The following is a 2562-nucleotide window of genomic DNA, read 5'->3' on the forward strand; positions in this document are numbered from 1 at the left end:
CGCCAGGGCCTGCTCGCCGGCCGCCGTGAGGCCCAGGCGGCGCGTGGTGCGGTGCAGGAGGCGGGCGCCGGCCCAGGCCTCCATCTGCGCGAGGTAGCGCGTGACCATGGCGCGCGACATGTCCAGCGATTCGGCGGCGGCGGTCATGCTGCCGCGCTCGGCGATGCGCACGAAGACATCGGCGGCGGTGAGGCGGTCCATATTTGATCGATCGATGCAACAAAGCTTTGCATGGTAGGGGGTTTTTCGGCCGATCCAGGCAACCTACGATCCAGCCCATTCCTTCTTTCCTTTATCCAAACCCTCGCTGACCAGGAGCCCGCCATGTCCCGCACCCCCCGATTCCTTCGCACCCTGATCGCCGGCGCCGCCAGCCTCGGCTTTGCCGCCGTGGCGCTGGCCGCCGGCCCGCTGCAGCTGCAGGTGTACAACCCCGGCACGAAGAGCCTGTTCCCCGTGTCGTCGGAGCTGATCACGGGCGAGACCGAAGCCGTGCTGATCGACGCGCAATTCCAGCGCGACGACGCCCAGGCGCTGGTCGAGAAAATCCGCGCCAGCGGCAAGAAGCTGACCACGGTGTACATCAGCCACAAGGACCCCGATTTCTACTTCGGCCTGGACGTCATAAAAGCCGCCTTCCCCGCGGCCCGCATCGTCGCCACGCCGCAGACGGTGGCCGGCATCCAGGCCTCCAAGGATGGCAAGCTCGCCCACTGGGGCCCCATCCTCAAGGGCAACGCGCCCCAGGCCCTGGTGGTGCCCGAGCCGCTGCAGGGCGACACCATCACGCTGGAAGGCCAGGCCATCCAGGTGGTCGGCCTGAACGGCCCGACGCCCGGCCGCACGGTGGTGTGGATTCCCTCGCTGAAAGCCGTGGTGGGCGGCGTGCCGGTGGCCGCCAACATCCACGTCTGGATGGCCGACACGCAGACGCCCGAATCGCGCCGCGACTGGCTCGCCACGCTTGACCAGATCGACGCGCTGCAGCCGGAGGTCGTGGTGCCGGGCCACTTCGTGCCGAACGCCAGCGGCCGCGATCCGCGCAGCACGGCCTCGGTGGCGTTCACCCGCGGCTACGTGAAGGCCTTCGAGGAAGAAGCCGCCCGCGCCAAGGACTCGGCCGCGCTGGTCGCCGCCATGAAGAAGCGCTACCCGCAACTGGGCGAATCGTCTTCGCTGGAGCTGGGCGCCAAGGTCATCAAGGGCGAAATGAAATGGCCGCAGTGAACGCCGCCGCACCGTCTGCGGTGCTGCACTACGTCTTCGACCCGCTGTGCGGCTGGTGCTACGCCGCCGCGCCGCTGGTGCAAGCCGCGCGGCAGGTGCCGGGCCTGGCGATCGCGCTGCACGGCGGCGGCATGCTGGCCGGCCCCAACCGCATCGCCATCACGCCCCGGTGGCGCGACCACGTGGTGCCGCACGACCGGCGCATCGCCCAGCTCACCGGCCAGCCCTTCGGCGAGGCGTACTTCGAAGGCCTGCTGCGCGACCCGACGGCGGTGATGGATTCGGAGCCGCCGACCACCGCCATCCTGGCCGCCCAGGCCCTGGGCCAGCGCGGGCTGGACATGGCGCACCGCATCCAGCAGGCGCACTATGTGCAAGGCCGCCGCGTGGCGGACGCCGCCGTGCTGCAGGATCTGGCGGCCGAACTGGGCCTGGACGCCGCGGCGTTCCGTGCCGCCTTCGCGCAGTGGCAAGGCGCGCCCACGCAGGCGCACTTCGCGGAAAGCCGCCAGTGGCTGGCGCGCGCGGGCGCCAGGGCTTTCCCACCCTGGCACTGGAGCAGCCCGGCGCGCCGCTGCAGACGCTGGACATCGGCCCCTGGCTGGGCCAGCCCGAGGCCTGGAAGACCGTGCTGCGCCAGCACCTGGAGGCCGGGCGGGCCGCCATCGCGCCGGCCGGCAGTGCCCTGGCCTGTCGCCCGGACGGCTGCGCGATCTGATGGCGGGCGGGCATTCCCTGCCCTGCGGTTTTCAGCCGGGGAACACCGGTTCGCCCAGGTTGAGCATCAGCCGGTTGGCCCAGGCGAAGATCGCCACGGCGTGCACGGCGTCGAGGATTTCCAGGTCCGACAGGCCGGCCGCGCGCAGCGGCCGCACCTGGTCCGCACCGAACGCGCCGGGCGCGCGCGTGAGGTCGATGCTGGCCTGCACGATGGCCTGCTCGCGCGCGGTGGTGCCCGCGCCCTGCGGCTCGGTGAACACCTGCACGATCACGTCGTTGCGCTTGGCCAGCTGCTCGAACCGCTGCGCATGCACCGAGGCGCAGTACACGCAGCCGTTCACGCGCGAGACCACGGCACTGGCCAGTTCGCGCTCGGCGCGCGTCAGGCCGCCGGGCGCGTACATGATCGCGTTGAACACGATCGACCGCTCCTCCAGGATGCGCGGCTGGTGCACCAGCACCCGGTAGTAGTCGCTGGTCTTGGCCTTGGGGTGGCTGGCCTCCAGCACTGCCAGCTGCGCGGGCGAGGCCTGCGCCAGGTCCAGCACGGGCAGCCAGGCTTTCCACTCCAGCGTCTCGCTGGTGTAGCCGTTCACGCGCACGGGCTCGCCGGGC

At 71.2% G+C, this 2562-nt stretch carries 2 protein-coding genes and 2 pseudogenes; 2 read left to right on the forward strand and 2 right to left on the reverse strand.

The features are described from left to right. On the reverse strand, positions 1–201 hold a 201-nt coding region (locus AC27KI_RS22585; protein WP_487115937.1), incomplete at its 3' end, for a helix-turn-helix domain-containing protein. A 123-nt stretch (positions 202–324) separates the two neighbouring features. Between AC27KI_RS22585 and AC27KI_RS22590 the strand changes: the two are divergent. Further along, positions 325–1221, forward strand: a pseudogene (locus AC27KI_RS22590) (MBL fold metallo-hydrolase); the annotation flags it as partial. Continuing rightward, positions 1215–1945, forward strand: a pseudogene (locus AC27KI_RS22595) (DsbA family protein). The pseudogenes AC27KI_RS22590 and AC27KI_RS22595, both read left to right, overlap by 7 nt. Positions 1946–1976: 31 nt before the next feature. Here the strand turns inward: AC27KI_RS22595 and AC27KI_RS22600 are convergent. After that, the coding region (locus AC27KI_RS22600; RefSeq protein WP_487115939.1) for a peroxidase-related enzyme at positions 1977–2562 on the reverse strand (586 nt) is incomplete at its 5' end.

Source organism: Acidovorax sp. KPB24-03 (genome assembly GCF_057546605.1).